The sequence below is a fragment of the Enterobacter sp. DNB-S2 genome (assembly GCF_019443845.1).
GTDB classification, from domain to species: domain Bacteria; phylum Pseudomonadota; class Gammaproteobacteria; order Enterobacterales; family Enterobacteriaceae; genus Enterobacter; species Enterobacter asburiae_B.
On sequence record NZ_CP050520.1, the window covers coordinates 2,309,839 to 2,336,544 of the forward strand.

Annotated in this window: 29 protein-coding genes, 2 tRNA genes and 1 pseudogene; 13 read left to right on the top strand and 19 right to left on the bottom strand. The window is 58.9% G+C overall.

The annotated features are described in order from the left end of the window. Positions 1 to 113: 113 nt before the first annotated feature. Positions 114 to 201: transfer RNA gene (locus HB664_RS10850), tRNA-Ser, on the top strand. Between the two features lie 64 nt (positions 202 to 265). On the opposite strand, the gene HB664_RS10855 is transcribed toward HB664_RS10850, so the two are convergent. Continuing rightward, positions 266 to 670 carry a GNAT family N-acetyltransferase gene (locus tag HB664_RS10855; protein WP_033146518.1) on the bottom strand — a complete coding sequence of 135 codons (405 nt, stop codon included), beginning with the start codon at positions 668 to 670 and terminating at the stop codon, positions 266 to 268. Between the two features lie 313 nt (positions 671 to 983). On the opposite strand from HB664_RS10855, the gene HB664_RS10860 reads away from it, so the two are divergent. Continuing rightward, positions 984 to 1,241 carry a YjhX family toxin gene (locus tag HB664_RS10860; protein WP_021240841.1) on the top strand — a complete coding sequence of 86 codons (258 nt, stop codon included), beginning with the start codon at positions 984 to 986 and terminating at the stop codon, positions 1,239 to 1,241. Between the two features lie 124 nt (positions 1,242 to 1,365). On the opposite strand, the gene HB664_RS10865 is transcribed toward HB664_RS10860, so the two are convergent. The 6 genes from HB664_RS10865 to HB664_RS10885 form a co-directional block, all read right to left on the bottom strand. Then, complete coding sequence (locus HB664_RS10865; RefSeq protein ID WP_032658141.1) at positions 1,366 to 2,202, bottom strand: alpha/beta fold hydrolase; 837 nt, start codon at positions 2,200 to 2,202, stop codon at positions 1,366 to 1,368. A 251-nt stretch (positions 2,203 to 2,453) separates the two neighbouring features. After that, a complete protein-coding gene (locus tag HB664_RS10870; protein ID WP_008499867.1) occupies positions 2,454 to 2,672 on the bottom strand; it encodes an acyl carrier protein in 219 nt (72 codons plus the stop codon). A 17-nt stretch (positions 2,673 to 2,689) separates the two neighbouring features. Beyond that, positions 2,690 to 4,123 (bottom strand): AMP-binding protein, encoded by a 1,434-nt coding sequence (locus tag HB664_RS10875; protein ID WP_219940785.1) that lies wholly within the window; start codon positions 4,121 to 4,123, stop codon positions 2,690 to 2,692. Continuing rightward, positions 4,120 to 5,238 (bottom strand): MBOAT family O-acyltransferase, encoded by a 1,119-nt coding sequence (locus HB664_RS10880; RefSeq protein ID WP_219940819.1) that lies wholly within the window; start codon positions 5,236 to 5,238, stop codon positions 4,120 to 4,122. The genes HB664_RS10875 and HB664_RS10880 overlap by 4 nt, the downstream gene beginning before the upstream one ends. Before the next feature lie 9 nt (positions 5,239 to 5,247). Further along, a complete protein-coding gene (locus tag HB664_RS22805) occupies positions 5,248 to 5,370 on the bottom strand; it encodes a hypothetical protein (RefSeq protein WP_255640238.1) in 123 nt (40 codons plus the stop codon). Beyond that, entirely contained in the window at positions 5,367 to 6,503 is a 1,137-nt protein-coding gene (locus tag HB664_RS10885) for a D-alanyl-lipoteichoic acid biosynthesis protein DltD (RefSeq protein ID WP_219940820.1), read from the bottom strand. The genes HB664_RS22805 and HB664_RS10885 overlap by 4 nt, the downstream gene beginning before the upstream one ends. A gap of 276 nt (positions 6,504 to 6,779) precedes the next feature. Here HB664_RS10885 and HB664_RS10890 point away from each other — a divergent pair. Next, positions 6,780 to 6,867, top strand: a tRNA-Ser gene (locus HB664_RS10890). A 43-nt stretch (positions 6,868 to 6,910) separates the two neighbouring features. Here HB664_RS10890 and HB664_RS10895 read toward each other — a convergent pair. Genes HB664_RS10895 through hpxO form a run of 3 tightly spaced genes read right to left on the bottom strand, consistent with a single transcriptional unit; the run spans position 6,911 to position 10,064 of the window. Further along, entirely contained in the window at positions 6,911 to 7,846 is a 936-nt protein-coding gene (locus tag HB664_RS10895; protein WP_219940786.1) for a PDR/VanB family oxidoreductase, read from the bottom strand. Positions 7,847 to 7,857: 11 nt separating this feature from the next. After that, on the bottom strand, positions 7,858 to 8,892 hold the full coding sequence (gene hpxD, locus HB664_RS10900) for a molybdenum cofactor-independent xanthine hydroxylase subunit HpxD (protein WP_219940787.1): 1,035 nt from the start codon (positions 8,890 to 8,892) through the stop codon (positions 7,858 to 7,860). A gap of 17 nt (positions 8,893 to 8,909) precedes the next feature. Then, complete coding sequence (gene hpxO / locus HB664_RS10905) at positions 8,910 to 10,064, bottom strand: FAD-dependent urate hydroxylase HpxO (protein WP_219940788.1); 1,155 nt, start codon at positions 10,062 to 10,064, stop codon at positions 8,910 to 8,912. A gap of 239 nt (positions 10,065 to 10,303) precedes the next feature. Between hpxO and uraD the strand changes: the two genes are divergently transcribed. Together uraD and uraH are read left to right on the top strand one after the other, a co-directional pair. Beyond that, the gene (uraD, locus tag HB664_RS10910; protein WP_064672247.1) at positions 10,304 to 10,804 is read left to right on the top strand and encodes a 2-oxo-4-hydroxy-4-carboxy-5-ureidoimidazoline decarboxylase; all 501 of its coding nucleotides are present in this window, start codon (positions 10,304 to 10,306) and stop codon (positions 10,802 to 10,804) included. Continuing rightward, on the top strand, positions 10,801 to 11,124 hold the full coding sequence (gene uraH, locus HB664_RS10915; protein WP_048976712.1) for a hydroxyisourate hydrolase: 324 nt from the start codon (positions 10,801 to 10,803) through the stop codon (positions 11,122 to 11,124). The genes uraD and uraH overlap by 4 nt, the downstream gene beginning before the upstream one ends. Here the strand turns inward: uraH and guaD are convergent. Both guaD and HB664_RS10925 read right to left on the bottom strand, forming a co-directional pair. Then, entirely contained in the window at positions 11,104 to 12,423 is a 1,320-nt protein-coding gene (guaD, locus tag HB664_RS10920) for a guanine deaminase (protein ID WP_196354627.1), read from the bottom strand. The genes uraH and guaD overlap by 21 nt on opposite strands. Before the next feature lie 99 nt (positions 12,424 to 12,522). Further along, complete coding sequence (locus tag HB664_RS10925) at positions 12,523 to 14,019, bottom strand: NCS1 family nucleobase:cation symporter-1 (RefSeq protein ID WP_029741848.1); 1,497 nt, start codon at positions 14,017 to 14,019, stop codon at positions 12,523 to 12,525. Between the two features lie 144 nt (positions 14,020 to 14,163). Here HB664_RS10925 and HB664_RS10930 point away from each other — a divergent pair, with 144 nt between their 5' ends. From HB664_RS10930 to puuE, 3 genes and pseudogenes are all read left to right on the top strand, one after another. Next, positions 14,164 to 14,880, top strand: coding sequence for a GntR family transcriptional regulator (locus HB664_RS10930; protein ID WP_010429412.1), 717 nt, complete (start codon positions 14,164 to 14,166; stop codon positions 14,878 to 14,880). Continuing rightward, a pseudogene (hpxA, locus tag HB664_RS10935) lies at positions 14,880 to 15,754 on the top strand (allantoin racemase). The gene HB664_RS10930 and the pseudogene hpxA overlap by 1 nt, the downstream one beginning before the upstream one ends. Beyond that, positions 15,672 to 16,571, top strand: coding sequence for an allantoinase PuuE (gene puuE / locus HB664_RS10940; RefSeq protein WP_258235894.1), 900 nt, complete (start codon positions 15,672 to 15,674; stop codon positions 16,569 to 16,571). The pseudogene hpxA and the gene puuE overlap by 83 nt, the downstream one beginning before the upstream one ends. A 625-nt stretch (positions 16,572 to 17,196) precedes the next feature. Here the strand turns inward: puuE and HB664_RS10950 are convergent. The 7 genes from HB664_RS10950 to hpxW all read right to left on the bottom strand — a co-directional run bounded on the left by HB664_RS10950 (position 17,197) and on the right by hpxW (position 22,704). Further along, positions 17,197 to 17,589, bottom strand: a complete 393-nt coding sequence (locus tag HB664_RS10950) for a DUF943 family protein (RefSeq protein WP_219940790.1) — start codon at positions 17,587 to 17,589, stop codon at positions 17,197 to 17,199. Then, a complete protein-coding gene (locus HB664_RS10955; protein ID WP_258235887.1) occupies positions 17,582 to 18,835 on the bottom strand; it encodes a PAAR domain-containing protein in 1,254 nt (417 codons plus the stop codon). The genes HB664_RS10950 and HB664_RS10955 overlap by 8 nt, the downstream gene beginning before the upstream one ends. Then, positions 18,823 to 19,014: a hypothetical protein gene (locus tag HB664_RS10960; protein ID WP_143347263.1), complete on the bottom strand. Its 192-nt coding sequence runs from the start codon at positions 19,012 to 19,014 to the stop codon at positions 18,823 to 18,825. The genes HB664_RS10955 and HB664_RS10960 overlap by 13 nt, the downstream gene beginning before the upstream one ends. Before the next feature lie 130 nt (positions 19,015 to 19,144). After that, the gene (hpxZ, locus tag HB664_RS10965) at positions 19,145 to 19,531 is read right to left on the bottom strand and encodes an oxalurate catabolism protein HpxZ (RefSeq protein ID WP_023311059.1); all 387 of its coding nucleotides are present in this window, start codon (positions 19,529 to 19,531) and stop codon (positions 19,145 to 19,147) included. Beyond that, positions 19,528 to 20,925 carry an AtzE family amidohydrolase gene (locus HB664_RS10970; RefSeq protein WP_219940791.1) on the bottom strand — a complete coding sequence of 466 codons (1,398 nt, stop codon included), beginning with the start codon at positions 20,923 to 20,925 and terminating at the stop codon, positions 19,528 to 19,530. Before HB664_RS10970 ends, hpxZ begins: the two co-directional genes overlap by 4 nt. After that, entirely contained in the window at positions 20,922 to 21,110 is a 189-nt protein-coding gene (gene hpxX / locus HB664_RS10975) for an oxalurate catabolism protein HpxX (RefSeq protein ID WP_033145148.1), read from the bottom strand. Before hpxX ends, HB664_RS10970 begins: the two co-directional genes overlap by 4 nt. Before the next feature lie 10 nt (positions 21,111 to 21,120). Then, entirely contained in the window at positions 21,121 to 22,704 is a 1,584-nt protein-coding gene (gene hpxW / locus HB664_RS10980) for an oxamate amidohydrolase (protein WP_219940792.1), read from the bottom strand. Positions 22,705 to 22,847: 143 nt separating this feature from the next. Here hpxW and hpxU point away from each other — a divergent pair, with 143 nt between their 5' ends. The 5 genes from hpxU to HB664_RS11005 all read left to right on the top strand — a co-directional run bounded on the left by hpxU (position 22,848) and on the right by HB664_RS11005 (position 26,705). Next, a complete protein-coding gene (hpxU, locus tag HB664_RS10985; RefSeq protein WP_219940793.1) occupies positions 22,848 to 23,687 on the top strand; it encodes a MurR/RpiR family transcriptional regulator HpxU in 840 nt (279 codons plus the stop codon). 191 nt (positions 23,688 to 23,878) lie between these two features. After that, positions 23,879 to 24,661, top strand: coding sequence for a transporter substrate-binding domain-containing protein (locus HB664_RS10990; RefSeq protein ID WP_023311064.1), 783 nt, complete (start codon positions 23,879 to 23,881; stop codon positions 24,659 to 24,661). Positions 24,662 to 24,665: 4 nt separating this feature from the next. Beyond that, the gene (locus HB664_RS10995; RefSeq protein WP_219940794.1) at positions 24,666 to 25,331 is read left to right on the top strand and encodes an amino acid ABC transporter permease; all 666 of its coding nucleotides are present in this window, start codon (positions 24,666 to 24,668) and stop codon (positions 25,329 to 25,331) included. After that, the gene (locus HB664_RS11000) at positions 25,331 to 25,987 is read left to right on the top strand and encodes an amino acid ABC transporter permease (RefSeq protein ID WP_071884868.1); all 657 of its coding nucleotides are present in this window, start codon (positions 25,331 to 25,333) and stop codon (positions 25,985 to 25,987) included. The genes HB664_RS10995 and HB664_RS11000 overlap by 1 nt, the downstream gene beginning before the upstream one ends. Further along, positions 25,968 to 26,705: an amino acid ABC transporter ATP-binding protein gene (locus HB664_RS11005; protein ID WP_217072755.1), complete on the top strand. Its 738-nt coding sequence runs from the start codon at positions 25,968 to 25,970 to the stop codon at positions 26,703 to 26,705. The genes HB664_RS11000 and HB664_RS11005 overlap by 20 nt, the downstream gene beginning before the upstream one ends. Position 26,706: the final 1 nt, after the last annotated feature.

Below are 26,706 nucleotides of genomic sequence, written 5' to 3' on the forward strand. Positions count from 1 at the left end.
CGTCGATGTGTCGTCAGTTCAACCGATTAGACACGTTTTGACTATTTTTACAGCGAACGAGTGCAGCCACTCTTTACAGCTCGCGGTGAGGTGTTTATAGTTCGCCTCACTTAGGAAGTGTGGCCGAGCGGTTGAAGGCACCGGTCTTGAAAACCGGCGACCCGAAAGGGTTCCAGAGTTCGAATCTCTGCGCTTCCGCCAGATATAAACCCCAGGTTACTCGTTAACCTGGGGTTTTTCTTTTGCCTTAACGCGGGTTTGTCTGTCACCAGATTCTGGCCATTCCTTCGCTTTCCGGGCGAACGAGCGTAAAACCAAATTTTGCATAAAGCTCAGGCACATCCGCCATTAAACAAACGTAGGCCCCTTTACAGGCATGGGTATCCAGCCAGGCTACAAGCGTTTCCATAATGACTCTGCCAAGCCCTTTCCCCTGATAAAGGGGATCAACGGCGACATCGACAATATCGAAATTCAACGCACCGTCCCCCACGATTCGCCCCATACCCACTGGTTTACCCTCATACAGAATATGCATGCCGTAACAGCTGCCAGGCAGTGCTTTCCGGGCTGCCTCCAGAGGACGAGGGCTGAGGCCCGAGATTTCGCGCAGCCGACAAAACGCTTCTGCAGTGGGGACGGTCTCAACAACGGTATAGTTATCAGGCATAAAAAAGCTCCAGTCAGTGTCCATCAGGGGATCCCAGTCTGGCAGTAAAACTGACTAAACACGATTTTTAGGATCGATCCGCCTCACACTTTTAAGACTCTGCTATTTCCCTGTAAAAAACAGGCGTTATCATTCATCCCGTAAATATATTGCTATCTCTTACCGAGGCTTTGATGCTGGAGAATGTTTTCATCAGATAATCAGTTTCCCGCCCTTTTCAGGACGGACTGGTTATCGCTGCGCTTAAACCTTACGCGCGCACCTGCGGGTGTGGGCTCGTTTTTACGCATGATGATTACACAGGTTTTCCAGTATGAATTTATCCCGTCAGGAACAACGCACCTTACACGTTCTCGCCAAAGGTGGACGTATTGTGCACGTCCGCGACAGCTCTGGCCGCGTCACTTCCGTAGAGTGCTACACCCGTGAAGGGCTGGTGCTGAGCGACTGCACGCTTAGCGTCTTTAAAAAACTCCGCACCAAAAAGCTGATCCGTTCCGTGAACGGGCAGCCTTACCGCATCAACACTACCGGGCTGAACAACGTTCGCGCCCAGCTGGATAATCGCTAAGCGGAATAAACAACGCCACCCGCGGGTGGCGTTCATGCATTGAACTGGCAATTTAGCGATATCGTTGCGGATGCAGGAGTGTAGGCCGGGTAAGCGCAGCGCCACCCGGCAATAAAGGCGACGTTTAAGAGCGGATAAAGGCCAGAATGTCCGCGTTGATGGTATCCGCGTGCGTGGTATGCATCCCGTGCGGGAAGCCCGGATAAATTTTCAGTACGCTGTTCGCCAGCAGCTTGTCCTGCAGCAGGGCTGCATTCTTATACGGCACGACCTGATCGTCATCGCCCTGCAACACCAGAACGGGAACCGTGATGGTTTTTAGATCCTCCGTCTGGTCGGTCTCTGAAAATGCCTTAATCCCCTCGTAGTGGGCCTTGGCGCTGCCGATCATTCCCTGACGCCACCAGTTTTGAATCGTGCCCTGTGAAACGTCCGCGCCATCCCGATTAAAGCCGTAGAAAGGGCCGCTGGCGACGTCGAGGTAAAACTGGGCGCGATTAGCCGCCAGCGCTTTGCGGAAGCCGTCGAAAACCTCGATGGGCGTTCCGCCGGGGTTACTGTCCGTTTTGACCATCAGCGGCGGGACGGCGCTGACGAGCACCGCTTTGGCGACGCGCCCCTGCGGTTGCCCGTACTGCGCAACATAGCGGGCGACCTGTCCGCCGCCGGTGGAGTGACCGACGTGCACGGCATTGCGCAGGTCGAGGCTTTCAACCACGGCCGACGCGTCGGCCGCGTAATGATCCATATCGTGGCCTTCACTCACCTGGTCCGAACGCCCGTGTCCACGACGATCGATAGCGATAACGCGATAGCCTTCAGCGAGGAAGAAGAGCATCTGGTTATCCCAGTCATCGGCACTCAGCGGCCAGCCATGGTGGAAAACGATGGGTTGAGCCTCTTTTGGGCCCCAGTCTTTGTAGTAAATATTGACGCCGTCTTTCGTTGTTACGAATGCCATACCGCAGACTCCTCTGTTAAAGGCAAAACGTTCCCCGGCTGAGCGCACAGCGAATCATTAATGCCTTAAGTAAGTTGGCTTTTTTCTGTTTCCCGTACCGACAGTACTCCTAAAGTGTAGGAGAAATAGTAAAAGCAGTCGGTTTCATTCCTGTGAAAAGGAGAAGAACAGCGTTCAGGGGGAGGGGGAACGAATGAAGGCTCTGGAGAGATCCTCCTGAGCCTTCAGGGCAGCATTAACAGCAGGGGCGTTTAGCGGTTTTCTTCAATATAGCGGGCCAGGTCCGCCGGGGTTTTTAGCACCGTCGCCACGTCAGTTGGCGGGATCATGCAGCCGTAAACGTCCTGCACTTCCAGCACCATATCGACCGCCAGGATGGAGTCGAGAATGTCGGATTCAATCAGTTCATCGTGAAAGCCCACCTTACGGGATAACACTTTTTCGAACAGGGCGAGAATTTCTTGTTCCATAATTTTTCCTGGAGTCATTAATTTGTGCGGGCGTAAGCGTCCAGCAGCTTGCGGTCAATTTTGCCGTTAGGATTCAGCGGCAAAGCGTCTTTTACGATAATTTGTGAAGGCACCATATAGTGCGGAACGACCTTCGACAGCGATGTTTTGATGGTGTCCGGCGCCATATCCGTCACGCAGAACGCGGCAATGCGCAGTACGCTGCCGCAGGATTTCATCAGCGGCAGGACCACCGCTTCGTTGATGCCGGACATGGCCAGCAGGCGGTTCTCGATCTCGTTGATTTCAATACGGTAGCCGTTCAGTTTGACCTGGCTGTCGTTGCGGCCCTGACAGTAGATCAGCCCCGCTTCATAGCCCAGATCGCCGGTCCGGTAGCCGCGAAACGCTTCATCTTCCCGACGGAGTAATTTCGCCGCGTTCTCCTGCGGCAGGCCGAGATAGCCGCGCATGACGTTTTTACCCCAGATAATCAGCTCGCCGTCGGCGGAAATTTCCATTTTGCTCTCAGGCATCATGACCCCCACCGGCAGCACGGCGCTGTCGCTGTTCAGGATCGCATCCGTGATTTCAACCACGGTCGTCGCAATCGTCGCTTCCGTAGGGCCATACGAGTTAATGATTTTGGCCTGCGGGAAGCGGCGGCGAAGCTGTTTAACCAGCGCTTTATTGAGCACTTCACCAATGAAGATAAAGACGTTGAGCGCGGGCAAATACTCGCTGTTGAACTGCGGGGAAAGCAGCTGCTGGTATGCAAAAGAAGGGGTGGAAACCCAGGCGGAGACCGCGTTGCTTTTCAGTCGCTCCAGCCAGTTCTCTTTCTGAATGTCCTCTTTGGCGTTCAGCACGATGTGTCCGCCCATCGCCAGATTCGCCAGCAAAGGGATCAGGGAGAGGTCAAAGCTGAATACCGCGTGGTTCATCAGGACCGGTTTTTCCGGCAGTGAAAAGTCCTGGCTGACCCATTTCATGAAGTGCCATACGCTTTCACGCCCAATCTGCACGCCTTTAGGTTTACCGGTGCTGCCTGAAGTAAACATGATGTAGGCCAGATCCTGCTCCTCCAGTACCTTGCCCGGTTCCCCGGTGGCGATGAACTGCCGGGTCACGACGTCGTAATAGTAAGGGGCGCTGGCCAGATGGCAGATCTCCCGAAGGCGCTCCTGCGGATAGATGCAGTCCACCGGGATGTACGGAATGTTGTGCAGCAGGCAGCTATAAATCGCCACGGCGAACTCGGCCTGCTGGTGTCCGTACAATACGACCGGCGTACCGGCAACAGGCTGGCAGCGCTGATAGCGATGCGCCCAGTCCGTCACGGCAGCAGAAAGCTGTAGCCAGCTTAAGGCTTCGTCGCTGCCGCTGATGGCCAGCTGCTGCGGGGAGGCGGGATCGCATAATGCCGCACGTAAGAAATCCTGCAGTTCCTGAAGATCGGAGTGATTTTTCATAGAGGTGACATTCCACTAAAGATGTAAAGGGATCCTGCGGCGCTTCCCAGCGTCAGAATTCGCCCTAAAAACGCAACGGCCGGATACTGCAGGCCGCGGTGCAATGCCGGGCTGCGTTTGGCTGACCACAGCAGCATATTGTGAGCGACGGAAATCGCGCCAAACAGCGCGCCGCTGATGACGTAATGGCGTTCCAGGCCATTCCATGCCCCCATGCAGAATAAGGTGCAAAAAATACCGATATTTTGCGCCAGCGTTTTGTTCTGACGGAAAAAGTTGAATTTCATCAGGTTCATATAAACGGGCATAAAGACCACATCGCGCAGCCATTCAGACAGGCTGATGTGGAAGCGGCGCCAGAAATCCTGCGGGTTCTTTGCCAGAAGCGGCATGTTAAAGTTTGCCGGAATGCTGAGCCCAAACAGGCGGCCCGCGCCGATGGCCATATTGCTGTAGCCCGCAAAATCAAAGTACAGGTAGGTGCTGTAGGCAATCGACATCACCACGCCCACGGTCAGCGTAAACGGCTTATGGCTCCAGGGCTGCACGACAAGCGAATCAATCAGCATGGCAAACAGGAACTTCTGGACAATGCCGGTAATGATTTGCTCCAGCGCGACTAAAAACTGTTCGCGGTTAAGGGCAAATACGAGCTTGCTGACGTCACTCATCCACGTCCGCCAGCGGTACATTGGGCCGGCCAGGATAATAAAGGGCATAAACAGATAACAGAAATAGTGCAGGAAATTCTGACCTTCTTTTTTACTGCGATAGAGCAGCACGTCCAGCGCGCGGAACGTCATAAAAGAGAGGCCGATCATGCCCCAGTGGTTATTTAAATGTAATTTCACCAGCAGCAGCGGCAATAATGTCAGAATGACCGCCTGCCACGTTTTTAACCATCCCTTCTCTTTTAGCGTGGCAAAAACATAAAAGCTGAAAAAAACGGCGACGGGGACAATATAATCCCCCTGAAATATATATCCCCATCCCAGCGCCGTCAGCACCGACAGCGCAGATAACCAGGTCAGACGATGGCGTAATACGCGATTAACCAGCGCAAACGCCAGCGCGGATGAAAACAAATAAACAAAAAACATTCCTGAGCTGTACATCATTCGGCCTCAGAACTTTTGATATTCAAAATGCAGCTGCATACTCATGCTGTCATCGACAGAGGTCCACGCGACGATGGTGATCGCCAGCAGGAGATAAAGTAAAAAAAGACGGATCGCGATTTTCATCATTTAAAACTCTGTGCAATAAAGCGAATCATAGGAACCCAGGCCAGTTCGGAAGGGTGCAAACGATCCCAGTTCCAGCCATTCTGATAAGGCATGGCGTACATATCTAAATAAGGGATCTGGTTCTTTTCCAGAATGGTTTTTATTTGTTTATCAACCGGGCGGAAGGTATCGGTATTGTAAAGCGCCCAGGGGTTAACCGGGTCGACGATAGCAATGACCTGCACGTGGTGTTCCTTAAGCAGCTGGACGGTTTTACTGAAGGCGGCGATTTGCGCAGGCACAACCGGCGTGTCATCCCACTGCTGCCGCGTACTGTCCTCCTCGTAAATCGTTTTGTCCATCCACAGGGTGGCCGCGCTCTGCTGGCGTTTTTTATTTAACTCGCGCGCATTCGCCAGCTCTTTATCCCAGTGGGGGGCAATGTGGGCGGCTGGCTGCTGCGGCCAGGGCTGTACCGTCTGGGGCGTGATGTTGAGCAGCGCCAGCCAGTCGTTTTTTATCAGGGTGCAGACGTTGGCAAACTGGAAGCTCAGCTCGTCCCACATCAGATCGGGGTGCCAGCCAAAGACGCGCATTTGGCCGAAGGTTAAATGGCTTATTTCTTTACTATCAATATGCTTTAAATAATTAACCAGCAGCGGGCGCGCCTGCGGATCCTTCATCAGCGGATTAAAAATAGAGCCGGGGAAATTATCGGCATAGATAGCCGGTGGCAGCCCTTTTGAATAAAAGCTGTCAGGAGCCAGAAGCAAAACAACTTTACTGTTTGCGTTAAGGCTATTTTTAAAACGAGAGAACAGTAAAAATTGCGTTTCATCATCGACGAACGCATCGCCATACGCCACGACGGGTTTGTGTAATTGCTTATTAAAGTAATTATATACAGCGTAATGTTCATCTTCTGAGGTGGCCACCTCAGACGCGCCAATGAAGAAAATAGCATTCCCTTCTAAGGCATGGGAAATAGTCGCAATTTTTTCCGCTTGTTCTTTCGGCGTGCCCGCCATTGATTTAATCAGCGGCTGGAAGGTGAGGGGCGGATTGAAGCTCGTCACCAGCGGGTGAACACAAAGGAACAATATGGCCAGGGTCGCCATCAGGATATGTAAGCAAAGCGTATTTTTGATTTTCATCATCAACCAGTAACACTGCATGGCAGTAATTTCTAAATCTGCGGGTACTCAGATTTATAACAATTACACAACAAATGACCGTTTATTTTTGTGGCATTCTATACCAGAGCGATTTAAAAGGATGAGCGTTGCTGTGTAACGGTATGTACAAGGTGGCTGTGACCGGTGCGCGGCAAGCGCCTGGGTGATTTTTGCGCAGTCAAACGCCGGCGGGTGAAAATAGAAAAATTCCTGCTTTACAAGGGGCTAATAGATGTTTATAGTGCGCCTCACTTTGGAAGCGTGGCCGAGCGGTTGAAGGCACCGGTCTTGAAAACCGGCGACCCGAAAGGGTTCTAGAGTTCGAATCTCTACGCTTCCGCCAAATTCGAAACCCTGCGATAGCAATATCGCAGGGTTTTTTCGTTTTACAGGGCAATCACCAGCTCCCCGGAATGGCTCCGCGAACAGCACAGCGCCACCTGCTGGTCCGTCGCGCTTTTTTCCGCCTCCGACTGCACGCTATCCCGGTGATCCACCACGCCGTCAATCACCGGCGTCAGGCACGCCCCGCAGATCCCCATTTCGCATGACAGCGGCACGTCCACGCCGTTTTCCTGTAGTACCTGAGCGATGGTCTTATCCACAGGCACCGGCCAGCGCTCCCCGGTGGAGGCGAGTTTGACCGTAAAGATCTCGCCCGCGTCACCGCGTGCGGCAGGGACCGCGGGCTGAAACGCCTCGCTGTGGAGATGGCCATCATCCCATCCCCTGGCCGTCGCCACGTCTCGCACTTTTTCCATAAACCCGGCCGGGCCGCAGATCCAGGCGTGAAGCCCCGCCTCGGCCACCGGAAGATGCTCTGCCAGCGCCGTGCGCGGGCTGGCGGTATGAATCTGGCACTCACCGAACCGGTAGAGTTCGCGCGCAAAGGCCGCGCTTTCGCGGCGTTTTACGTAATAGTGCAGCGTAAACGGCGTTCCGGCCGCCTTCAGCTGCAGGGCCATCGCATACAGCGGCGTAATGCCAATGCCCGCCGCCAGCAGCAACACCCGCTCAGCCTGATGCAGCGGAAACAGATTGCGCGGGGCAGAGATCGCTAATTTCTGCCCGGGTCGCAGCGTCTCGTGAACGTAACGCGATCCGCCGCGCGAGGCGGTTTCCCGCCCCACGCAGATAAGATAGCTCTCGTCTCCACACGCACCGGTCAGGGAATACTGGCGCACCGCGCCGCAGGGCAAGTGGACATCAATGTGCGCGCCGGGCTGCCACGCCGGCAGCGCGTTACCGTCTTCAGCCACCAGCCTGACGGCGAGGCTTTTGTCGCCCTCGCGCCACAGCCCGTCAACAATTACGCTCAGCATATCGGCCTCCGTCATACGAGGAAAAATTCGCCAAAGCCCATCTTCTTCAGTCCCCGACGGTAGGCAATTGAGCTCTTATCGGCGGGAATATGGGCTTCCAGCGTCAGATCCAGCGGCAGACTTTCCGGGCGCTGGGTTTCCACCATCAGGCGATCCTCTTCAAAAATGCGCAGATTGAAGGCATGCACATCCTCCACCGGAATATGCAGGTCAAAGTTACGCGCGATAGGGGCGAACATGCGGGTGACGCGCGATGACACGGGCGACGCGGCGTTCATGATGACCAGTCGCGATTCTCCCGGAAAATGAATCGTCAGGGTGGCGGTAAACGGCAGATGCATTTCAAAATGGCGCAGCCACTGGAACCCTTCCGGCGCCTGCACGGGTGAACTGGCGGGATAGTTGCTCACGGAGCTCCAGTAATCGGCAACAAAACCGAACGGCGTCTCCTGCGGTTGATAGGTGGGGACCCGCTGATTATTGGGGTCGGCAAAGGTCTCGGTGTGGATCCAGGCAAAGTGCGCCACGTCCAGAAACCCCTCTACCTGACGACCGGCAAAGCCGTTCACCTCAAACGCCGGGCAGTTGATCTGCTGAAATCCGTCGTCATCCCAGTGCGGCATGGTGGGCAGCGGCACAGGATTGTCCGGGTCAAACGCCAGGCAGGTCCAGATCAGGCCGAAGCGCTCCTCCACGGCGTAGTTAATCAGGTTCAGCTTCGCCGGAACGGGCTGGTCGGGGCTGGACGGAATACGGTTGCAGCGCCCGTCTTCTCCAAAGCGTAAGCCGTGGTAGGGGCAGATAATTCCGTGCTCGTCGTGAAAGCCGAGCGTCAGCGGCACGCCGCGGGGCGGGCAGACGTCACGGGCGACCACGACCTGGTCGTTAATCCGGTAAATCACCAGCTGTTCGTCCAGCAGGGTCGCCTTAACCGGCGCCGGGCCGACGTCGCAGGCGCGCGCGACCGGATGCCAGCACTTCGCGAGGCGCAGCCAGTCCTCTGGCTCAAACGTGCAGTGGGCGGGTGGAGTCGGTTCTCTTTTCATCGTTGTCCCTCTTGCGTTCAGCCTAACGGGCCGCCCTGAATGGTCTCGCACAGACCGTTGATGATGCGCTCACCGGTCTCCTCTTTGAGCTCCTGATACCAGGCCTGCGTCAACGCCATGTCTTTCCCGTGGGTGACGTCGCAGCGTTTACGCGCCTTCAGCACCAGGTCGCGCACCCGGTCGCAGCGCAGCGCTTCGTACTGGCGCAGCGCCAGCGTAATGCTGTGGTTTTCACGCAGGCACTCACCCAGCACCACGGCGTCTTCCATCGCCGCACAGCCGCCCTGGCCGATATCCGGCGTGGTGCTGTGCGCGGCATCGCCGAGCAGCGCGACGTTGCCGCGCACCAGGCTGTCGAACGGCTCAATGTCGTGGATTTCAATGCGGTTGGTCGTTTCAGGATCCAGCGCCGCGATAAGCTTCTGCACCGGCGGCGCCCAGCCGCGGAAGTAGCCCGTGAGGTCGGCGCGCAGGGTGGTGCGATCCTCCGCCAGGCCCGCGGGCAGCGGTACGTCAAAAAAGAAGTAGAAACGTCCGCCGGAAACGGGCATCAGCGACACGCGTTTGCCTTCGCCAACGAAGGTGGTCCACTGGTGCGCGGGGGCGATCTCTTCGTCAATCTTCACCAGCCCGTTCCAGTTCACGTACCCGGCGTAGCGGCGCTCCGGGGTATACCCCAGCACGTACGGGCGCACGGCGGAGTGGCTGCCGTCGGCGGCAATCAGAAAATCGCCCACTGCCGTGGTGCCGTCGGTGAAGGTCACGCTCACGCCCGCGCCGTCTTCGCTTACGCGTTCGACGCGCTTGCCGAACTGCACCCTGTCGGGCCCCCAGAAATCCAGCATTTCGCGCTGAAGCTCAGCGCGCGAGACGGGGCAGGGGCGCCCGCCGGTACGCTCAACCAGCGGGGCAAGGCTGAAGCGGGTCAGAGTCTCGCCGCGCCGGTAATCCTTGTAGGCCATAAAACGCATCGGACCGCCGTAGGTCTCGATGATGTCGCCCATGCCGAGGTGCTGCATGCATTTCACGCCGTTAGGCCAGATGGAGATGGCCGCCCCGACGGGCCTGATCTCTTTGACGGCTTCAAACACGGTACAGTCGATGCCCGCTTTCTTCAGCGCGACGGCGGCGCTCAGGCCGCCAATACCCGCACCAATGACGATTGCTCTCATGCTTCTCTCCTTTTGCAGGGTGTAAAGACATTCAGCAATTTGCGTACCAGGCTGCAGAGTGGTGAAAACGGCGTTGTGAGAGGTGAGTTTGCACTGCTAAGGTGCGCAAACGCGGTGAGCGTGCCTTTTTTTGAATCAAAAATTTCCAGTTGAGCTATACGGAATCGACTGTTTCACGCCCGCGCTCAGAGTGGCGTGGTTTGTGCAACAATCAGGAAGAAGACAATAAAGGAGACGCTATGATCGCACTGCACGACTTCAATCATCTTCCCCACGAAAAGGCGTTAGCGCTGATTCACCCCTGCGTGGCGCTCCCCGAGTGGGCCGATGCGCTGGCTCTGGGGCGGCCCTACGCCAGCCGGGACGAATTGTTCAGTACGGCAAACGCGCTGACGCAAAACTGGGACGAAGCGGCGCTGGCGCAGGCCCTGAGCGCCCATCCGCGCATCGGAGAAAAGCCCGCAGGTTCACAGGCGGAGGCGGCGCTGTCGCGCCAGGAGCAGGGCGCGGTGAATGAAGGCGATGCTGCCCTTGCCCGGGCGCTGCGCGAGGGCAATGCCCGCTACGAGGCCCGCTTCGGACGCGTGTTTCTGATCCGCGCGAAGGGCCGCAGCGGCGAGGAGATTTTACAGGCGCTGCACGCGCGGCTGGAGAACAGCGACGCGCAGGAAGTCCGTGCCGCGCTGGAACAGCTGCGGGAAATTACGCTGCTACGGCTGGAAGGAGTTATTAGCGAATGAGCACACTCAGCACCCATATTCTGGATATCTCGACGGGCAAACCCGCAGAGGGCGTGACGGTTCATCTACAACAGGACGGGAACACGCTGGCCTCGGGCGTGACCAACGTCCAGGGACGCATCGCCGCGTTCGTTCCCTCTCTGCCCGCAGGCCGCTATCGGCTGGTGGCGGAGATCGGCGCGTGGTTTAGCGAAACCGGCCGCGACACGCTATACCCCTGCGCGCAAATTGATTTTGTGACGGGAGAAGCGGCAGACGAGCATTTCCATCTGCCGTTTGTGATTGCGCCCGGCGGATGGTCAACCTACCGGGGAAGTTGACCACACCCGCTCGCCGTTGACCCAGGTCTCGCTGATGTTGCGCTCGTCGCCGAGGGTCATCAGCACAAAAAGCTGCTCGTAGATATCCTGACAGCGGCGATTGCGCAGGCGCTGCAGCGGCGTCACGTCAGGGTCGATCACCACGAAATCCGCCTCTTTGCCGGGTGCGAAGTTGCCAATCTTATCGGCGAGCCTGAGGGCGTGCGCGCCGCCCAGCGTGGCGTGATAAAACGCCTCGCTGGCGCGCAGGCGGTAGCTCTGAAGCTGGCCGACCTTGTAGGCCTCCCCCAGGGTGCGCAGCATGCTGAAGGTGGTGCCCGCGCCGACGTCGGTGCCGATGCCCATCCGCACCTTGTGCTGCCAGCAGGCGGGCAGGCGAAACAGCCCGCTGCCGAGAAACAGGTTAGAGGTGGGGCAAAACGCCACCGCCGAACCGGTGTCATGCAGGCACTGCCACTCGCTGTGGTGAAGGTGAATCGCGTGGGCAAACACGCTGCGCTCGCCGGTCAGGCCGTAGTGGTGATACACGTCCAGATAGCGCTCGTGCTCCGGCCAGAGGTCGCTCACCCAGGCCACTTCGTTGGGGTTTTCGCTCAGGTGGGTCTGCATCCAGGTATCCGGGAACTCCTCTCTGAGCAGGCTGACCGCGGCGAGCAGCTCGGGGGATGAGGTCGGGGCAAAGCGCGGGGTAATGGCGTAGCCCAGCCGTCCCCGGTGGTGCCAGCGCTGGATCAGCGCCCGCGTCTGCCGGTAGCTCTGCTTCGCGTCTTCGCTCAGGTAGTCCGGCGTGTGTCTGTCCATCATCACCTTCCCGGCGATTAGGCGCATGTTGAGGCGCAGGGCTTCGGTAAACAGCGCCTCGACCGATTCCGGATGCAGCGTGCAAAACACCAGCGCGGTGGTGGTGCCGTTGCTTACCAGCTGGTGAATGAAAAATTCGGCGATCTCTTTCGCGTAGGCTTCATCGGCAAACTGGCTCTCCACCGGGAAGGTGTAGGTGGTCAGCCACTCCAGCAGCTGCTCGCCAAAGGCACCGATCATCTCCGTTTGCGGATAATGGACGTGGGTATCGACAAAACCGGGCAGCAGTAGCTTACCGCGCAGGTCGGTGTAGCCCTTGTGGGGGTCAAGATACTGCTCGCCCTCCTGCCACGGCATGTGCGCCAGAATTTTTCCGTTCTGTATAAACAGCACCCCGTCCTCAAGGTAGCGCGCGTGCCGGGCAATCGCGTCTGCGCTATCGCAGACCTGGGCAATATCAAAAAATGCGCCGCGGATCGCTGTCTGGTAATCCATCATGGTTCCTGCCTTATTGTGTACATAACGGGGTGATAAGGCGCAGCAAGAACGGTGCCAGAATGAACGGGCCGCAGCTAAGCTGCGGCCGGAAGGAGGAAGTTACTCTTTTTGCGTCGCCACGCGGGAGCTGAACGACGTCGCGCCCGCCGTCTCGCGATCTTCCCGCGCCAGCCAGCGGTAGGTCACGCCGCCGAGGAAGACGCCGATAAACCAGCTGAAGTTCGCCACCTCATGCAGGGCCGGAATAAAGCTGATCACCAGGCCCACGGCAACGGACGGGATCAGCGCGCCAATGGCTTTCGGGTTGAAGCCGTTGCGGTACCAGTATTTGCCCTTCGGCGTGTCGTCGAACAGATCGTCAACCGACACCTTGCCGCGCTTAATCAGGTAGAAGTCGGCAATCAGAATGCCGAACAGCGGGCCGATGAACGCCCCGAGCACGTCCAGGGTGTAGTGGATAAGCTCCGGCGAGTTGAACAGGTTCCACGGGGTAAGCAGGATCGAGCCAACGGCGGCAATCATGCCCCCGGTGCGGAAGCTGATTTTCTGCGGCGAGCAGTTAGAGAAATCAAATGCCGGGGAGACGAAGTTCGCGACGATGTTGATCCCGATGGTGGCGGTGATCATCGTCAGCAGGCCAATCGCTACGGCCAGATCGTTGCCCACGCGGCTGACGGTTTCGATCGGGTCGGTGATCATGCGGCCAAACAGCGACTGGGTGCCGGAGACAATCACCACGGTGACGATGGAGAACAGCAGGAAGTTAAACGGTAGCCCCCAGCGGTTGCCGCGGCGGATCTCGCCCATGCTTTTGCCGTAGCGGGAGAAGTCGCCAAAGTTGAGCAGCGGGCCGGAGAAGTAAGACACCACCAGCGCGGTCGCGGTGATCATCTGCCAGGTCTGCTCCCCCGCGCTCAGGGATTTGCTGGCGAGAGTGAAGGAAATGCCGTCAAAACCGGTCTTGTATACAATCCAGCCTGCGAGGGCCAGCATCACCACGTAGACCGCCGGACCGGCGATATCAATAAAGCGCTTGATGGCGCTCATGCCGTGCCAGAAGACCATCGCCTGCAGCACCCACATGATGGCAAAGCAGATCCAGCCGAGATGCGACAGGCCCAGGAATGCGCCGGTAGTGAGCGAAGAGAGCGACGGCCAGAACTTGAGCGCCACCAGCATCAGGGCGTTGGCGGCCAGGTAGGTCTGAATGCCGTACCACGCGAAGGCGATCAGCCCGCGGATCACCGCCGGAATATTGGCCCCGAACACGCCAAACGCCTGACGGCTGATTACCGCGTAGGGCACGCCCGCCATCTGGCTCGGTTTGGCTACCAGGTTGGCGCACAGCTGCACGATGCAAATCCCCACCAGCAGGCACAGCAGCACCTGCCAGCTTGCCAGCCCGAGCGTAAAGAAGCTCGCGGCGACAACATAACCCCCCATGCTGTGAACGTCCGACATCCAGAACGAAAAGATGTTGTACCAGCTCCAGTTCTGGTCACGCGTCGGTGCCAGATCCTCATTGCAAAGACGTGGGCTGTAAACCGCACCGGAATCAGCGGCCGTACCCTGCTGCGCGTTTTGACTGTTTGGCATGAAACCTGCTCCTGTGAATGAAAACCCGTTAAGCGGGAGTGCAGACGGTGTTGCAGGATCCAGGCCAAAATAATAAATCTTGTATGCAATATTTTATTTTTATGTATACGATTCGATAACGAAGAGTAAAAGACGGAGTGGTGAATGAACAACATAAACGCCCTGCAGACCGCGCCAGACCTGCATGACAAAGACGAATCGATCTTTCAGGCACTGATGACCGCGATTGTCGAACATCAGCTGCTGCCGGGGAGCAAACTGCCGGAGGAGGCGCTGGCCGAGGTCTTTGGCGTAAGCCGCACGGGCATCCGCAAGGTGCTTCAACGACTCGCGGCTGTGCAAATGGTCACCTTAACGCCCAAGCGTGGTGCACACGTTGCCAGCCCGACGGTGGAAGAGGCGCAGCATATCTTCCGCACCCGCGCGCTGCTGGAGGTCGCCAACCTGCCGGACGTGCTGGCCCGCTGCCAGCCGCCGCACCTTGCCGCGCTGGAGGCCATTATTCGTCAGGAGCAGCAGGCGCACGAGGCGTACGACGGCCCGGCGGCAATCCGCCACTCCGCCAATTTCCACATTCAGCTGCAGGCCATCTCCGGCAACCAGGTGCTGACGGAGATGGTGACCGGCCTGAGCCAGCGCTCCTCGCTGGTGATTGCCACCTGGGGCGCGCCGTGGCGTCAGGGGTGCCGCTGCAACGATCACGAACAGCTTGTGGATCTGCTGCGCCAGAAGGCGCTCCAGCCGCTAAGCGATGCCTTAATGCACCATTTTGAACATATCGTCGCCAGCCTCTGCTTCGAGCGGGCGGGCGAGTGCCTGCCCGATTTTGCCCGGCTGTTTGCCGGCCACAAGGAGTCGTAATGTCATCTGTCTGTATACAAGTGATCAACCCCAACACCAGCCTCGCGATGACGGAAACCATCGGCGCGGCGGCCCGCGCGGTGGCGGCGCCTGGAACGGAGATCCTCGCGGTCTGCCCCAGCGCGGGCGTGCCGTCTATAGAAGGCCACTTTGATGAGGCCATCGCCGCCGTGGGGGTTCTCGAACAGGTTAAGCTCGGCAGAGAGCAGGGCGTCGATGGTCACGTCATCGCCTGCTTTGGCGATCCGGGCCTGCTGGCGGCGCGCGAGCTGGCGCAGGGGCCGGTGGTCGGTATCGCCGAAGCCGCCATGCATATGGCGACGCTGGTGGCGACGCGCTTTTCGGTGGTCACCACGCTGCCGCGCACGCTGATTATTGCCCGCCATCTGCTGCACCAGTATGGCTTTCAGGACAGGTGCGCGGCGCTGCACGCTATCGATCTCCCGGTGCTGGCGCTGGAAGACGGCAGCGGTGTGGCGCAGGAGAAGGTGCGCGCGCGCTGTATACAGGCGCTGAAAGAGGACGGCTGCGGCGCCATCGTGCTGGGCTGCGGCGGTATGGCGACGCTGGCGCAGGAGCTGACGCGCGAGCTGCGCGTGCCGGTCATCGACGGCGTCAGCGCGGCGGTGAAGATGGTGGAATCGCTGGTGGCGCTGGGGCTGTCGACCAGCAAGCACGGGGATCTGGCGTTCCCGGAGAAAAAAGCGTTAAGCGGACATTTTCAGGCACTGAATCCATTTTAATTTTTGGGGGTGGCAATGGGGCTTTTTGAACAGGATTACCCGCGGGATCTGCGCGGCTACGCGGGCAACCCGCCGCACGCGCGGTGGCCGAATCAGGCGCGCATCGCCGTGCAGTTTGTGCTCAATTATGAGGAAGGGGCGGAAAACCACGTTCTGCACGGCGATGCCGGATCCGAGCAGTTCCTGTCGGACATTATCGGCGCGGCCAGCTACCCGGATAAACACATGTCGATGGACTCCCTCTACGAATACGGCAGCCGCGCCGGGTTCTGGCGGATCCACAATGAATTTCAAAAGCGCGGCCTGCCGCTGACGGTTTTCGGCGTGGCGATGGCGCTGGCGCGTCATCCTGAGATCGTCGAGGCAATCAAGGGAGCGGACTACGACGTGGTCAGCCACGGCTGGCGCTGGATCCACTATCAGAGCATGAATATCAGCCAGGAGCGCGAACACCTGCACAAGGCGGTGCACGTGTTGACCGACCTTTTCGGCAAGCCGCCGACGGGCTGGTACACCGGGCGCGACAGCCCCAACACCCGCCAGCTGGTGGTGGAGCACGGCGGCTTCGACTACGACAGCGACTACTACGGCGACGATCTGCCCTTCTGGACGGAAGTGGCCTGCGGCGACGGCACCCGTAAACCGCACCTGATCGTGCCGTATACGCTGGATGCGAACGACATGCGCTTCGCCACCGCGCAGGGGTTTAACACTGCCGAGCAGTTTTATACGTATCTGAAGGACAGTTTTGACGTGCTGTACGAAGAGGGGGAAAGCGCGCCGAAGATGATGTCCATCGGCATGCACTGTCGCCTGCTGGGGCGGCCGGGGCGTTTTCGCGCGCTGCAGCGGTTCCTGGATTACGTGCAGCAGCACGAGCGGGTGTGGGTCTGTACCCGCCAGCAGATTGCCGATCACTGGCGGGAGGTGCATCCGTTTAAGAAGTAAGTGTGCCGTGTTTAGCCGGGTGGCGGCTGCGCCTTACCCGGCCTACAGGACCCACAGGGCATACGGGACATCGTAGGCTCGGTAAGCGCAGCGCCACCGGGCAGGTTTTTCAGCTTTACACCATCAAACTCACCTGCGCCGCCACGATCCGCCACCCGTAGGCAAACCGCATAAGGTCTACGTGTTGTGGTGGAAGCCTTACCTATATCACAACGCCCCGTTCCAGTTAGATAGTTCACTCCCTGCTGGGCTGTAAGCAAGAGCCCCCCGTTCAGCCCGACTGCTGCGCCTGTTCCGGTAACTTTACTCTGGAGCCAACCCGGACAGATACTACAAATCGCCACAGGCAGCAGCCACTGGTCACTAAGGTTCGCGGAAGAAGGCAGACTGATAGTCAACATAAGTAAAACTGTCGTTTACTATTAAACAGACAGCCTTGTAGAGGCTAACTGAAAGAAGCGATTTGGTGACTGTCTTCCGCTAAAGATCCAGTTACCGTCCGGTTTCCCGAGTTGCAAGCTCAACGAACCCGGATCAACCCGCCTACTGGCGGGTTTTTTCGTTTACAGGGCAAGAGATTATGCGTTAAAAAAGGATCTCAAGAAGATCCTTTTGGTAAGTATTATTATCTATAAAACAGCCCGGTATTTTGGCTAGACATAATCCATAGCCGAGGGTGTTTTTCGATACATCGCGCATCTACGGGCATTTCATCGAAGCAAATTAAATCAGAGTCTTCATCCGTCCCTCGAACAATACGATAACCGTCGCCAAAGTCCATAATAGTTACGCTGTAATAACCACCTTCGCTTTTATTAGGTATCCCATATTTCGCCTGAATTATATCTTTGTTGGCTTCCCACCAAGCTATTTGGCGACTTTTCAGATACGGGAAATTCCTAACTAAGATCGTATCCCCTTCATGCACCGCCACTATTTCAACTGGTGTCAAAAGCTGCCAGAGCACATAACCACAAGCTACTACCGCAATAGCGCCAGCTAACAGCCGTTTATTCACCTCGCCTCCCGTTAATTTCGACAGAGGCATTCATCTCAGTGATAAACGGCTTATATCCGTACTCATTCCAACGCTGTAGCGCGAACCACAAACGGAAAATACGAAACTCCCGGTATACAGGGTTCAGTACATCATCGTCATCGAGTCCAAAGTGATCCTGAATCCGGTAATGCACCGTTGCCCGGTAGCTGTCACCACTCACCAGTAGTGATACCAGCGTGATATGAGTGGACCAGGTGTCATGTACAGAGATCAACAGACCGTTAGTGTTATCTATCTTCCGGTCAAATTTAGGCAGTACAGTTTTCCCTATTTCTTTAAGGTTTCCATTTTCGTCGAAGATATCGCCTTTTTTATCCAGTGGTATAAATCCATGTTCATAGTCAATTACTCGTTTCAGAACATCTTTAATTTCCAGCAAAGAGCTTTTCTCTGAATGGTCATTCAGGATCTGCTCCTTCAACGCCCTGTCCAGCAACGGGCTGCTGTATGGTGCACCGTGATTCTCCTGCATATGGTCAATCATCTCGGTGATGATGTTCTTATACGGACCGTGGAAGGAATACAGCTTCGCCAGTTCCCGGAACTCATCAAACATCAGGCGCGTCACCTCATCCCTGCTGACAGACGGCTGCTGCTGTTCAAGATCCTGCATGGCATAAGGGGAATATTGTGTTGCAGTGTTCGCTGTCGGCTGTAGCTTCAGGGTTCGAGGGTTCACCTTCGCGGACACATTGTCCACGTCGATGTAAAACTGGTTACGTAGCGTCAGCGTGTCCAGATCGCCGTAGCGCATATCCTTGGCCTGATAGTCATCCATCTGCCTCGTGGTCTGGTAAATTCGCGCCGGAAGAGGGAGAGGTTCAGAGCGAGGTTTTTCCGCCGTCTGCGCATGCAGTTCCGGCTCTGGGGCTGCGACCGGTACCATCCCGGCGCTTGGCTCTGAAAGCTGCGGGATAGTACCCGGGGCAATCAGAAAATTGGACCCCTGCGGACACCCGCAACGGATCTCCGCACCATCCACCGCAACAGCGGCACTGTTTGAGCAGCGGTGATCCCCGTCCACAATGACTCCCACCTCCCCACACTTCGGACAGGGTGTGGTCTTGTCGCCGATATAGAGTTTCAGCAACCCCATGACCGACATACCGGGCCGGGCCGCGATACATTGTGCCCCCGAGGAGGTTTTATCTCCGTGTAATCCGACATTCTTGCCGTGAACGCTACCCCCTCTCATGATGGACATAATTCAGCCCTCTGCCGGTAAATCTCCACCACCGGATGTTCATGCATGAATGTTTCCTTCGCTTCGACTGTGTGACGGGAATCGTCAGATATTACAGCCTTTTTCTCCGCCGAAAACGGCGGACGAGCGAGTGTGGCGACTAATTCCGGGGTCAGTTCGTTAGTATATTGCTGTGACATATCAAATCCTTCTGGTTCATAATGTTATTGTCTCATCCATCATACACCGGTCGAGACTTAACCAAAATTCCCCTATATGTCGCACTCTGTCGCCGGCTTGCCGTCGGATGTAACTATAAGCATCTTTTCATTACACCATCAAACTCACCTGTGCCGCCACGATCCGCCATCCGTAGGCAAACCGCACCCACGTCTGCTGCTGGCGGCCAATGCGTTCCGTCCCCTCGCGGGTAAACTCGGTGCTGCACACCGCATAATCCTCGCCGAAGGTGGTGATGACGGTGTGGCGCAACGTCCGCTGCAGCCCGGCGGCGGGGCGCGCCGCCCGAAAGGCGCGGATTTCATCAATCCCGTACAGGTTTTCACCCGCCCCCAGACGCACCGTGTTTTTGTCGTGCCAGAACAGCTCGTCCAGCACCGCAACGTTGTTGCTGACCAGCGCGTCTTCATAGCGGTAAAACGCGGCGGTCACCTCGGCAACCACCCACGGCAGGTTAATGTCATCGTGATTCATCATGCGGCCACCTCCGCCGGACGGGCGTCGGCGATGCCGCTCTCTTCCAGCACGCGCGCGGCGCGCAGGCAGGCCTGCTCGTTAAACGGCGCGGCAATCAGCTGCAGGCCAATCGGCGCACCCTGCGCGGTACGCAGCGGAACGGTGGTCACGGGCAGGCCCAGAAATGAAATCGGCTGGGTCAGCATCCCCATGCTGGCGCGGATGGGGAGCGGCTGACCGTTAATCTCCATGGTCTGCTCACCCGCGAGCGTCGCGCTGCGCGGCGTTGCCGGAGCGATCAGCACGTCGGCCTGCGCGAACAGGGTTTTAAACGCCTGTCGGGCGTGCGCGCGAAACCGCTGGGCCTGAATGTACCAGGCGGAGGGGATCATCGCGCCTGCCAGCAGGCGTTCCCGGGAGTGCGGCTCAAAACGCTCGGGCTCGCGGCGAAGCGCGGGCAGGTACTGGTTTCCCCCTTCGGAGGCGCTGATGATAAACGCCGCGGAGCGCGCCAGTTCGGCGTCCGGGAACTGCAGCTCATCCCGCACGTCGAGCGCCTTCGCCGCCCGCGCCACGGCGTCTCTGGCATCCGCATCGCACCAGGTGGCGAAGTAGCCGCCGAGCACCGCGCAGCGCAGGCCGTCAAGCCCGCGATCGAGGAGGGGGCGCGTCTGCTCGCGCGAGCTCTCTGCCTGAAAAGCGTCGCTGCTGTCCCGCCCCTGCAGCGCATCGTAGACGGACGCCAGGTCGCACACGCGGCGGGCAAAGGGGCCGATATGATCCAGGCTCGCGACAAACGGATGGCTGCCGGATCGCGACAGGCGGCCAAAGGTGGGCTTCAGACCGTAGATGCCGCACAGGGAGGCCGGAACGCGAATCGAGCCGTTGGTGTCGGTGCCGAGCGAAAAGTGCACCAGCCCGGCGGCCACGGCGGCGGCCGAGCCGCCGGAAGACCCGCCCGCAATGCGCGCCAGATCGTGCGGGTTACGCGTCGTGCCGTAGTGGCTGTTTTCGGTCGTGAAGCCGTAGGCGTAGGCGTCCATATTCACCATCCCGGTCAGCAGCCCGCCCGCGCTGCGCAGCTGGCGCACCGCGAAGCTGTCAGCGGCCGCGGCGGGGCGCTGGCTGAACAGCTCTGCCCCGGCAAGGGTGGTGTGGCCGGCAACGTCGAACAGGTTTTTTACCGCGTAGGGCACGCCCGCCAGCGGGGGCAGGGGGCGCTTTTCGCGGCGCAGGGTGTCGATGCTCTCGGCCTCGGCGAGCATGCGCGCTTCCGTCACGGCGGTCCAGGCGCCGATCTGCGGGTTAACGCGCGCAATCGCCTCCAGCGTCTGGCGGGCAATCTCGCGAGCGCTCAGCTCGCCCGCGCCCAGCGCATGCTGGATCGCGCTGATACTCATCTCGTGTAGCCTCATGCTTTGTACACTCCTGCGATCTCCAGACGGTCATCGAGCGGCAGCGCCATCAGCGGGGCGGCCATGTTTGCTATGCGGCTGAACTGCACCTGCAGCTCGGCGCGGCGGGCATCGTCCAGCGTCACGCCGAGCACGGACTCCATTTGCGCCAGATACGCCTGCCAGTCGGGTTGTTGTGTCGTCATAGTTTTCTCCTCAGAATCCGGCGGCCGCGCCGTTGCTGCGCGGGTCAAATGCCCCTTCGAACAGCCCGTTGGGGTGGCGGACAATCGCGCCCGCGTGGCCCATCGCTTCGCTGAAGTCAGGGAACATTTCCACCTCGTGCCCGAGTGCCTGAAGCCGTGAGACCGTCTCAGCGGTAAAGCGTCCTTCCAGCTTTAACGTGTCCGAGGTTTGTCCCCAGGTGCGCCCCAGCAGCCAGCGCGGGCGGGAAATGCTCTCCTGTAAAGGCACGCCCTGAATCGCGTAGCGGGTAAAGAGCGCGGCCTGGGTTTGCGGCTGTCCGTCACCGCCCATCGATCCGTAGACCATCACGCGCCCGTCCTTAAGACGCGCCGCCGCCGGGTTCAGGGTATGGAAGGGCTGCTTGCCCGGCGCGAGGGCCAGAAGATGATTGGGATCGAGGCTGAACGATGCGCCCCGGTTCTGCCAGACGATGCCGGTGTCGGGCAGCACCACGCCGCTGCCGAACTCGTGATAGATACTCTGGATAAACGACACGGCAAGCCCGCTGTTATCCATCACTCCCATCCACACCGTATCGCCGGGGCCTTTTCCGGTGCCCCACGGCGCGGCGCGGCCGTCGTCAACCCTGTCGGCAAGCGCCTGCAGGGCGGCGGGATCCAGCAGACCCTGAATATCGGTTTTCAGCTCGCGCGGGTCGGTAATGTGGGCATCGCGCAGGCCAAAGGCCAGCTTGGTGGCTTCAACGATGCGGTGAATGGTATCGGCGTCGTCGGCCTCGGCCATGTTCAGGCGGTCGGTGATGCCGAGTATCGCCAGCGAGACCAGCCCCTGCGTCGGCGGGGCGTGGTTAAAGATCTCCCCCTGCTGATGCTGCAGCCTCAGCGGTGCGGTGCGCCGTGCAGCGTGCGCGTTAAGATCGGCCAGCGTCACGGGCAGGCCCAGCGTCTCCATGCCGTGCGCCAGCACGTCCGCCAGCGGGCCGCGGTAAAAGCTGTCCAGACCGTCTTCCACCAGGCGCGTCAACGTCGTGGCCATGGCGGGCTGGTAAAAGCGGCTCCCGACCTGCGGCGGCTTACCGTCCACCAGCCAGGTTTCCGCGAAGCCGGGGACGTCCTTCAGCTCGTCGAATTTGCTGGCCGTGGCGTGGGCCTGAGAGGCCGTAACCGGCGTGCCGTTTTGCGCATAGTCAATGGCGTCGGCCAGCAGGCGAGCCAGCGGCAGCGCCTTGCCGGTCAACTCGCGCGAGACCTTCAGCGCCTCGTCCCAGCCGCTCACCGTGCCGGCGACGGTCAGCGCCGCGCGGGGGCCGCGATGGGGGATATGCGCCAGACCGTCGTAGGCGGCGAGCGTCGCGCGCGATCCCGCCGCGCCGCTGGCATCAATGGCGACAGGTTCGCCTTCCGGGGGCACGATAAGCCAGAAGCCATCGCCGCCCAGCCCGTTCATGTGCGGGTAAACCACGGCAACGGTGGCCGCCGCGGCGACCATCGCCTCTATCGCGCTGCCGCCTTCGCGCAGCACCGCCAGAGCGCTCTGGCTGGCAAGATGGTGGGGCGCAACGGCCATGCCGTGCGTGGAGACATTACTTTGCATAGAGAGTCCTCGTAACCCTGAAAGTCACAAGGCGCTGCAAAAGCTGTTCCAGTTCTGAAAGAAAAGTTTCAGTAAACTGGCACGTATAATGAATACGCATAATAAAAGGTACAATGTGATGAAACAAAAGTTACAGAGGCGCTATGGAACAACTGGATGAACGTCTGAAAGCACAGTACCCGTCGCTGTCGCCGCAGGAGCAGCGGGTGGCGGACTTTATTTTCGATCATTTTGACGATCTCATTAGCTACAACAGCGCCGAGCTGGCGCAGCTGAGCGGGGTGTCGAAAGCCACGGTTAGCCGCCTGTTTAAGCGTCTGGGCTATGAGAAATATAAGGACATGCGCGACGAGCTGCGCACCCTGCGCCAGAGCGGGATGCCGCTCACCGATAACCGCGACGCGGTGCAGGGCAATACGCTGCTGGCGCGCCACTATAAGCAGGAGATGGCGAACCTGACCCAGTGGGTCAATGCCCTCGACGCGCAGCAGTTTGCCGACGCGATGGCCTGCATGGTGAAGGCGCGGCGCATCGTCATTATCGGCATGCGTAACGCCTATCCGGCGGCGCTGCACCTGCGCCAGCAGCTGCTGCAGGCGCGCGGTCAGGTGCTGGTCCTGCCGCAGCCGGGGCAGAGCCTGAGCGAGGAGCTGGTGGATTTAACGCCGGACGATCTGGTGGTCATGATGGCCTTTCGCCGCCGCCCGCGCATCATCCGCCCGCTGATGCAGCAGCTTCAGAGCGGCGGTACTCCGGTGCTGCTGATGTGCGAGCCGCAGGCGCACAGCCTGTTTCCGCTGGCGAGCTGGCAGCTCTGCGCCCCGCTGGACAGCGTCTCGGCCTATGACAGCTACTCCTCGGTCAACAGCCTGATTAACCTGCTGGCAAACGCCTTCCTGCATGACAGTCTCGATAAAGGCCGTCCGCGTATTCACAAAATTGCCTCCCTCTACCAGCAGCTGGACGAACTCGAACAGCGATAATGGGGCATCAGGCTGGTGCTTTGCATTAAAATGGTGCATCTGACGGGTCGGGAAAACATACGTTTTTTCGACCCGTCCGCGTTTTAACAGGCTTCGCAAGAATATTTTCCGCTTCGCCCTGGTTGGCACATTAGTTGCAAAATCACACTCAAAGAATCTTTTGTTTCATGTTAACGTTACGGGGAAGCACCATGAAAAAATTGTTGATTGCACTGGCCGGGGCCGCATGTCTCTTCACACAGCTGCCGGCAAAGGCTGACCAGCTTCAGGATATCGAGAAGCGCGGCACCATTCGCATTGCCGTTCCGCAGGACTTCCCGCCGTTTGGCTCGGTGGGGACCGATCTGCAGCCGCAGGGCTATGACATCGACATGGCGCGCTATCTGGCCAAACAGATGAAGCTCAAGCTGCAGCTGGTGCCGGTGACCAGCGCCAACCGCGTGCCGTACCTGCAAACCGATAAGGTGGATCTGGTCATTTCCAGCCTCGGTAAAAATCCGGAGCGCGAGAAGGTGATCGACTTTAGCCGCGCCTACGCGCCGTTCTTCCTCGGCGTGTTTGGTCCGAAAGGGGCCGAGCTGAAAGACGCCGCCGCGCTGAGCGGAAAAACCATCGGCGTGACGCGCGGGGCGGTGGAGGACATGGTGCTGACCGGCCTGGCGCCGAAAGACGCGGACGTGAAGCGCTACGAAGATAACAACACCACGCTCTCCGCCTACCTCTCCGGACAGGTGCAGTACGTGGCGACCGGCAACCTGGTGGTGGCGGCCATTTCGCGCCAGAACGCGGATAAAGCTCCGGTGCCGAGCTTTATGCTGAAAGATTCGCCGTGCTTTATTGGCCTGAAGAAAAACGAACCGGCCCTGAAGGCAAAAGTGGACGCGCTGATTGAGCAGGGTATCAAGGACGGCACGCTGAACGGCCTGTCCGAGCAGTGGCTGAAGGCCCCGCTGCCGGCCAACCTTGGCGCCTGAGCCGATGACTGAGCAACTTCATTTCTCCGCGCTCTGGCCGCACTGGCCGGAGCTGCTGGCGGGGCTGTGGGTCACTATTCAGCTGACGGTGATGGCGACCGTCGGCGGCCTGGCGATAGGGATTTTCGGGGCGGCGATCCGCAGCGCGCGCCCAACCTGGTACAGCCGGATCTGGGGCGCGTACGTGGAGATCATCCGCAACACGCCGTTTGTGGTGCAGCTGTTTTTCATCGTCTTCGGCCTGCCGAATCTTGGGCTGAAGATGACGGCGGGGGAAGCGGCGCTGCTGGCCATGGTGGTGAACCTGGGCGCCTACAGCACCGAGATTATCCGCGCGGGCATTCAGGTCACGCCGAAAGGGCAGTGGGAAGCCGGACGCGTGCTGGGGCTGACCCGCCTGCAGGTCTTTATCCGCGTGGTGCTGCCGCCCGCGCTGCAGCGCATTTACCCGGCGCTGGTGAGCCAGTGCATTATCGTGATGCTCGGCTCGTCGGTGGTGTCGCAGGTCTCGTATGAAGAGCTAACCTTCGCCGCCAACCTGATCCAGTCCAGAACGTTTCTGAGCTTTGAGGTTTATCTGGTGACAACCGGGATTTACTTAGCGCTGTCGATTACCCTGCGCCAGCTGATGATGGCGGCGGGACGCAAATGGCTGGGGGTGCAGGCATGATGACCACCTTTACCGACTGGGACATTATTCGCAACCTGCTGCTGGCCGGACGCTGGACGGTGCTGCTGTCGCTGGTGGCGTTTGTCGGCGGGGCGGCGGTGACGCTGCCGCTCCTGCTGCTGCGCCTGACGGGCGGGCGCACGGTCAGGCGCATCATCCGCGGCTATATTGAGCTGTTTCAGGGCACGCCGCTGCTGATGCAGCTGTTCCTGGCCTTCTTCGGCGTTGCGCTGTTCGGCATCGACGTCTCGCCGTGGACCGCCGCCTCGCTGGCGCTCACCTTCTACACCAGCGCGTTTCTGCTCGACATCTGGTTTGGCAGTATTCGCGCCTTGCCAAAAGGGCAGTGGGAAGCGTCGCGCTGTCTGGGGCTGACCTTCGGCCAGACCCTGTTTCGCGTCGTCGCCCCGCAGGCGCTGCGCATCGGTATCGCCCCGACGGTCGGCTTTGCCGTGCAGGTGATCAAGGGCACCGCTCTGGCGTCGATTATCGGTTTTATCGAGCTGACCAAGGCCGGGACCATGCTGACCAACGTGACGTATCAGCCGTTTAAGGTTTTTGCGCTGGTGGCGCTCGGCTACTTTATTCTGTGTTATCCGCTGTCGCGCTACAGCCGCTATCTGGAGACGAAATTCAATGCCTCTCATCACCATTAATCAGGTGCAGAAGTACTACGGCGATAACCACGTGCTCAAGGGCGTCGATCTGGATATCGACATGGGCCAGGTGATCTCCATTATCGGGCGCAGCGGATCGGGCAAAAGCACGCTGCTGCGCTGCATCAACGGCCTGGAAGGCTATCAGGACGGCAGCATCAAGCTGGGCGGCATGACCATTACCGACCGGGATTCTCAGGCGCGCGAAATCAGCCGCTCGGTCGGGATGGTGTTTCAGAGCTTCAACCTGTTTCCGCACATGACGGCGCTGGAAAACGTGATGCTCGCCCCGCGTCGGGTGCTGAAGAAAAGCGCCGCCGAATGCCGCGATCTGGCGCAGCAGATGCTGGAGAAAGTGGGCTTAGGCGATCGTCTGGATTACTACCCGTCGAATCTCTCCGGCGGCCAGCAGCAGCGCGTGGCGATTGCCCGCGCGCTGGCCATGTCGCCGAAAGTTTTACTCTGCGACGAGATCACCTCCGCGCTCGACCCGGAGCTGGTGGGCGAAGTGCTCAAGGTGCTGGAGCAGCTGGCGGCGGAGGGGATGACGCTGATACTGGTTACCCATGAAATGAATTTTGCCCGCGAAGTGGGCGACCGCGTGGTGTTTATGCACCAGGGGAAAGTCTGGGAGCAGGGCGACAGCAAAACGCTGTTCGCCAACCCGCAGACCACGGAACTGAAGCAGTTCATCTCCTCCGTGCGCGGCCTCAACTGAT